The organism is Thermoactinomyces daqus (assembly GCF_000763315.1).
In the GTDB taxonomy this organism is placed as follows: Bacteria; Bacillota; Bacilli; order Thermoactinomycetales; family Thermoactinomycetaceae; genus Thermoactinomyces_A; species Thermoactinomyces_A daqus.
The window spans coordinates 230,550-236,876 of the sequence record NZ_JPST01000021.1 but is presented as its reverse complement, the minus strand read 5'-3'; the positions used below and the strand labels follow the sequence as shown (position 1 = coordinate 236,876).

Below are 6,327 nucleotides of genomic sequence, written 5' to 3'. Positions count from 1 at the left end.
ATTACAGGAATGCTCCTTATAAATGTTACAATAAATCAATTGGAAATTCTATAGAAGGAATTCATAGAAGATTCAATCTGTGTTCATGATGGCTTCACTTTCCCCGATCATACCCCAACTTCATTGTAACCTCCGAATAATCCTGACAGAGAAAAAATTGAACAGAAAGGAAAGACGAGATGTTGTTAAAGAGAACCATCCGGCTTGGATTTTGTCTGTTCCTTTTTATATTGGCTCCGGGATGCAGTGCGGATGAATGGGGACCGCTGACCGAGGGGTTGCAACCGGACGTCGATTTGTCACCTGATGACCAAACGCTCTTATTTTCCTATGCTTTTGATCAGACAGCAGCGGTCTATACCGCCGACCTTCACGGAAAACACATAAAGCGCTTGACTCCTTCGTCCGATTCCTCCTTTGTGCAACCGGTTTTTTCTCCGGACGGCAGGAAAATCGCCATGATCAGGAAGCGGGGGAACAACGAACAAATCCTCTGTATCATGAACCGTGATGGAAGCGGATTAAAGGCGCTGACCGACAAACTCGACGGCTTGGTGACCGACCTCGCTTTTTCCCGGGACGGCCGTTATCTCTATTTCGCCAAGGCTTACGATTTGAGCGTCGACACAGAGAGTCCCGTCCTCTATCATATTTTCCGCATTCATCCGGATGGAACGGGACTTGAAATGGTGACACGGCAAAAAGAATATGAACTGCGCAGTTTAGCTGTTTCAGCTGATGACCAGACACTCTACTACGTAACGGGCCAAACGGATGACGACGATCTTCCGCGGCTGAAGGTTGTCCCGATTGCCCACCCGGAAAAAGCCCACTTTCTCGTGCCCAAGGGGAAACGGGAAGATCCGAGCGTAAACGATGTGGAATTGTCCCCTTCCGGCAACTGGCTGGTATTCACCGGAATTGCCGAAATAAAAGATGGATTGCCGAAGTACGAGCAATATCTGATGAATATGAAAACGAAGGAAACGAAGAGAATTTCTTTTCTGAGGTCTGAAACGGGCAGTGCCGTCTTTTTTCACAAGAAAAACCAGGTGCTGTTCACGGAAGATATAAATTGGAACCGGACCGGTCCTGACTCACCACCGCCGGAATACAAGGTGTGGATCACGGATTTCAGCGGATTGCATCAAAAATCGATCCCGCTTCATGTGCCGCTTCCCGAAAGGTAAGGTGGCGCATCTCATCGCGTTTTGCTATGTTAGTTATAAGATCAAACATGCAATCAACACTCTTGATGCAGCAGATATTTTTACCGAAAACGAAGGAGAGGACAACAAGTGATTGCGCGAACCTTAACGATTGCCGGTTCGGACAGCGGGGGCGGAGCCGGAATCCAAGCGGATATCAAAACGTTTCAGGAACTGGAAACCTTCGGCATGAGCGCGATTACCGCCATTACGGCGCAAAATACACTGGGTGTGCAGAAAGTATACCCGCTTGCCCCCGAAGCCGCTGCGGAGCAGATTCATTCCGTTGCAACCGACCTCGGGGTTGACGCCACCAAAACCGGAATGCTAGCCACGGCGGACATTGTAAAAACCGTGGCCCAAAAAATCAGGGAATTTGGTCTGTTTCCCCTTGTCGTCGATCCTGTGATGGTTTCGACCAGCGGCCATGTTCTGCTTGATGAAGATGCACGGATCGTCTATAAAAAAGAACTGATCCCCCTCGCTTCGGTCGTGACGCCCAATTTGCCAGAAGCGGAAGTTTTGACAGGGCTTTCTTTAGCCGATCCGGACTCCCGTCGTCAGGCAGCTCGCATGTTTGTTGAATGGGGGGCAAAAGCGGTCGTGATCAAAGGGGGGCACGGAAACGAGAGTACCGCTGATGACCTTTATTACGATGGAGAAGAATTCTCCGTTCTAAGCGCACCTCGCTTTGACACAAAGCAAACACACGGGACAGGCTGCACCTTTTCTGCGGCGATTACCGCTTTTCTGGCCAAGGGCGCTTCCACTTACGATGCGGTAAAACAGGCGAAAGAGTTTATCACCGCTGCGATCAGCCATCCGTTGAATCTGGGCCGGGGACACGGACCCACCAATCATTTCGCCTATCGCCACCGGAGGGAAAATCGATGAGTTTCGTAAAAAATTCGTTATCACTCTACTTTATCATGGGCAGTCAGGATTGCCCGCACCAAGATCCCGTCCGGGTATTGGAACAAGCAATCAACGGTGGAATCACCTGTTTTCAATATCGCGAGAAAAATTCGGGCCTGCACATGCACCAAACGGTTTTGTTGGGCAAGAAGCTGCGCCGGCTTTGCCGGGAACATGGCATCCCGTTTCTGGTCAATGACCGGGTCGATCTCGCTCTGATTTTGGAGGCAGATGGTGTACATATCGGTCAGGAAGATCTGCCAGCCTCTGAAGTGCGAAAAATCATCGGGCCCGACCGCATATTGGGCGTATCGGCCGAAACCCCTGCCGAGGCAGAGCAAGCCATGCTTGACGGAGCTGATTATATCGGCGTCGGCCCCATGTACTCCACTCTCAGCAAAAAAGACGCGGGCGAACCGATCGGCCCGGATGCGATTCAACAAATACGCAGGCAAATCGGCAGCGATTTCCCGATCGTCGGCATCGGAGGAATCACGCCCGAACGGACGCCGCAAGTGATGGAAGCGGGGGCAGATGGTGTCGCGGTCATCTCTGCGATCAGCAAAAGCGGAGAGCCGTCGGAAGCTGCCCGCCGTTTTCGCCAGTATCTGAGCGGTTCCACAAAATTGTAACGGCTGCCCGCAAACGGCAAAAGGCCAAGTGGTAAAATAAAATTGGAATCAAAGGAGGATCTGCAATGAAATATCGTTCTATGCCCGGTATTGATCGCCCTCTTTCCGAAGTGGGCTTTGGTGTCTGGTCCGTTGCTACCCCGTGGTGGGGAGTCAAGGACGAGGAATTGGGAAAAAAATTATTGCGATCTGCATATGAAGAGTACGGCATCACCTTTTTTGACACGGCCGATGTATACGGTCAGGGAAAAGGTGAAACGATTCTGGCCGATGCCCTTTCCGGTTTGCGCGACAAAGTCGTGATCGCGACCAAGTTCGGCTATGACATTTATGCCAAACGCGGAGACCGTCACGGCGGACACAGCGAATTGCCGCAACGCTGGGATAAGGAGTCCATCCGCAAATCCTGCGAGGAAAGCCTGCGGCGTCTGAAAACCGATTACATCGACATCTACCAGCTTCACAACGCCCGGATGGAAGCAATCGTCAGCGACGAAGTTTACGAAACGCTGGAACGCCTGAAAGAAGAAGGAAAAATCCTGACCTACGGCGTTGCGCTCGGCCCGGATATCGGCTGGCGGGATGAAGGGCTTGCAGCCATCGAAGGCGGACGCATGGATATGGTGCAAATCATCAACAACCTGATAGAACAAGATCCTGCCCGCGAACTGATCAAAGCGGCAGAGAAACAAAATCGCGCCCTGATCTCCCGCGTGCCCCACGCATCCGGTCTGCTTGACGGAACTTACGATCCGGACAAGCATTTTGACAAAACCGACCATCGCAACCACCGTCCGGTAAAATGGATGCAAGCCGGTTTGCAAGCAGTCAAGGATTGGGGATTTTTGTATAAAGAATCCGACCGCACCATCGGACAGGCAGCCATTCTCTTCTGTCTGGCCAGTCCGGCAGTCAAATCGGTATTGCCGAATATCACCAGCGAAGAGAACTTGCGCGAATTTGCCACCGCTCCGGAAAAAACCCCGCTCACCGCAGAGGAGTTGCAAAAAATCGAAGAGCTGTGGGAAAACGGTCAAAAAACGGCATTAAAACAACCATTTTCCAACAGCAAAACCAAGCCGACTCCGGTGGCAAAATAATGCTTCTCCCCCGGTTTTTTGACATTCCGGGGGAGTATTTTTTCAGAGGCAAAAAATTATCAATATTACCAATTATTTATTTACTTGCAAATATTTTTATACTAAAATAGTAGCGTAGTGAATTCAATTTTGTTGAATTCGCTCTTTTTCAGGCTAAACGCTGGAGGTGGTTTTTTTGCAAAAACCATATGCCCTTTATCCCAGCAAGTGTGACAAATGCGGTACTCCTGATTGCAAATGTCCGGACTGTGATTGCAAAAAATAAGGCACATGGATCAATCAGCCCCCGCACTGCAAGTCGGTCGCGGGGACTGGTTTTTCTTTTTTAATCCGAACTTATTTTTCCATGCCGCCGCCAGAACATACAATTAATTTACTGATTTTCGGTTGTTGAGTAAAACGCTTAATTTTATAATATTGAATGATATTCGTAGAAACAAAGGGGGTTTACTTGGGTTCGCTTATCTTCGTCCTCTTTTTCCATCTCTTTTTTTTGCCCCAATCTGTCTTTGCCTTCAGTTATACCGGCGATCAACTTTGCGATGACTATTACGTCTACTATCGCTGGGGCGGGAACATCACCGAGCCGCACAAAGAAGCGATCAGCCAATCGGTCACCGACTGGAACAACGCCCAGAACAAGCGCCGATTCGTGCAAAATCCATCCGCTTCCGGAGTCTTTGATTCATATTATTCGAGTACCGATGATTACTACGGGTATTCCTACTGGGAGACCGGACTGGATTCCTGTACCGACGACTGGGTCGTTAAAATGAATAAATTTTATGATTCCAATAATGATCTCAATTTTGGCCGCAGCGTGGCCGGGCATGAAATCGGACATATACTGGGATTGGCGCATACCAACTGGACGGCGCTGATGAATATCGACCGGGATCGCTACTCGATTTACATCCCCCAAACCGATGATATTAACGGGGTGAACAACTTATATTAGGAAGGTGTGGATGATGTTTCACAAATGGCCCCTCTGTTTAACCCTTCTTTCTCTGTTGGTATTAATGGCCGGATGCAGCCGTTTCAACAGCGAAACACAGGTGAATATGCATATGGACCTCGCCTTGGAAAACAACCTGAACGATATGATTCATCAATCCCCTCTCATTGTCATGGGTACCTATCAAAGCGCGGCGGGAAGCATCAACGGCGCCCGCAACCCCCGAGATCCGTCAAAGCCGGCAGCCGATGTTTATAACGAGGTCAAACTGTTTAATTTCAAGGTTAACAAAGTATTAAAAGGAGAGCTGGATGCAGATATAATTAAAGTGGGGCAATCACACACCCTGCAATTGGATCGTTTGCGTGAAAATGAAAATATCCATATCACCAATCCGCTTTATATCGAGCCGGAAATGGGCAAAACATATATCCTGTTTCTGAAAAAATCTCCTTATGCCGATTTTTACTCTTTTCCTTTCGTCCCCAACTCGATCCAACTGAACGGTCAAGGAAAAGCTCTGTTGCAGATCCCCTCTCATCACCTGCTAAAACAGACGGTAACCCAGGATGACCAGACAATTCATGTGTCGATCGACGGGTTTCCGACAAACTACAAAGATCAAGTGACCGGGCTGAATCTGCAGGGAATCTTAAACAGGGTGGAAAATATTGAAAAGACTCTGTTGCAATAATGGTAAACAGAATCGGAATTTCTTAAAAAGAGAGGAGCACCTCACCATGAACAATCAGGTTGCCATCGTTACCGGAGGAAGCCGGGGCATTGGTGCGGCCACTGCCAAACTGCTGGCCCGGCGCGGGGCAAAAGTGATCGTCAATTATCACAACAACCGACAGGCAGCTGATACAGTCGTCGAGTCGATTGTCCGGCAGGGCGGAGAAGCAACGTCCATTCAGGCAGATGTAAGAAACCCGGAAGCGGTTCGCCGTCTGGTCGACCAAACCATCTCTACATACGGCAAAGTGGATATTCTGGTCAACAACGCTTCCATCTCCTTTCCGATTCAACCGCTCATGGAAATGAGCTGGGATGATTTCGCCCAAAAGGTGAACGACGAGCTGCGCGCCGCTTTTGAGCTGACGAAAGCGGTCCTTCCCCACATGATCAAACAGAAATATGGCCGCCTCATCTACGTTTCCAGCGGTTTGGCACGCAGCACATCACCCGGTTTTATCGCGCACGGCGTGGCCAAAAACGGCTTGGAAGCGTTTGTTCGCTATGTCGCCGGTGAAGTTGGGCCGCATGGCATTACGGCCAACATCGTTGCCCCGGGAATGGTGGATACCGATGCAACGGCGGAAATTCCCCAAGAGAGGAAAGAGATGGCGGCCAACTTCACCCCGATGCGCCGAATCGCCCAACCGGAAGATGTCGCAAATGCCATCGCCTTTTTTGCCAGCCCGGATACCGGCTTTGTCACCGGGGGATATACCTCCGTTTCCGGCGGCTCACTGATGATTTGAATTTCACTGCAAAAAGCGCCGTTCCCTTCT

Annotated in this window: 7 protein-coding genes; all 7 read left to right on the top strand. The window is 49.8% G+C overall.

Annotated elements, in window-relative coordinates:
* The first annotated feature begins 179 nt into the window (after window positions 1-179).
* The 7 genes from JG50_RS0111135 (at window position 180) to JG50_RS0111105 (ending at window position 6,297) form a co-directional block, all read left to right on the top strand.
* A complete protein-coding gene (locus JG50_RS0111135) occupies window positions 180-1,190 on the top strand; it encodes a TolB family protein (RefSeq protein ID WP_033101152.1) in 1,011 nt (336 codons plus the stop codon).
* 108 nt (window positions 1,191-1,298) lie between these two features.
* Window positions 1,299-2,102, top strand: coding sequence for a bifunctional hydroxymethylpyrimidine kinase/phosphomethylpyrimidine kinase (gene thiD / locus JG50_RS0111130; RefSeq protein WP_033101151.1), 804 nt, complete (start codon window positions 1,299-1,301; stop codon window positions 2,100-2,102).
* Window positions 2,099-2,755 (top strand): thiamine phosphate synthase, encoded by a 657-nt coding sequence (thiE, locus tag JG50_RS0111125; RefSeq protein WP_033101150.1) that lies wholly within the window; start codon window positions 2,099-2,101, stop codon window positions 2,753-2,755. The genes thiD and thiE overlap by 4 nt, the downstream gene beginning before the upstream one ends.
* A 65-nt stretch (window positions 2,756-2,820) precedes the next feature.
* Entirely contained in the window at window positions 2,821-3,855 is a 1,035-nt protein-coding gene (locus JG50_RS0111120; protein WP_033101149.1) for an aldo/keto reductase, read from the top strand.
* A gap of 451 nt (window positions 3,856-4,306) precedes the next feature.
* Complete coding sequence (locus JG50_RS0111115) at window positions 4,307-4,813, top strand: matrixin family metalloprotease (RefSeq protein WP_033101148.1); 507 nt, start codon at window positions 4,307-4,309, stop codon at window positions 4,811-4,813.
* Between the two features lie 13 nt (window positions 4,814-4,826).
* The gene (locus JG50_RS0111110; protein WP_152568552.1) at window positions 4,827-5,507 is read left to right on the top strand and encodes a hypothetical protein; all 681 of its coding nucleotides are present in this window, start codon (window positions 4,827-4,829) and stop codon (window positions 5,505-5,507) included.
* Between the two features lie 46 nt (window positions 5,508-5,553).
* A complete protein-coding gene (locus JG50_RS0111105) occupies window positions 5,554-6,297 on the top strand; it encodes an SDR family NAD(P)-dependent oxidoreductase (RefSeq protein WP_033101146.1) in 744 nt (247 codons plus the stop codon).
* Window positions 6,298-6,327: the final 30 nt, after the last annotated feature.